This window comes from Mesorhizobium sp. M7A.F.Ca.MR.148.00.0.0, from assembly GCF_003997735.1.
In the GTDB taxonomy this organism is placed as follows: Bacteria; Pseudomonadota; Alphaproteobacteria; order Rhizobiales; family Rhizobiaceae; genus Mesorhizobium.
Map to the genome: position 1 here is coordinate 1 of NZ_RZTB01000721.1, position 233 is coordinate 233.

The window sequence follows — 233 nt, forward strand, 5'->3', positions numbered from 1 at the left end:
CGACAAGGCGCAGGCGCTGCCGCGCGCGACACCGAGCGATGTGGCGCCTGTCCCAAAGGCGGCAGCCGCACCGGTGCTGCGCGTCGCCGGGCTGAACAAGACCTATGCCAGCCATGGCCATGCACTGCGCGCCGTCAAGGATGTCTCGCTCGACTTGCGACCCGGCGAGACGCTCGGGCTGGTCGGTGAGTCCGGCAGCGGCAAGACGACCTTCGCCAGGCTGCTGCTCGGCT

At 70.4% G+C, this 233-nt stretch carries 1 protein-coding gene; it reads left to right on the top strand.

Annotated elements, in window-relative coordinates; all coding sequences use genetic code 11:
- A partial coding sequence (locus tag EOB49_RS35985; protein WP_127383589.1) for an ATP-binding cassette domain-containing protein occupies positions 1–233 on the top strand: 233 nt, incomplete at both ends.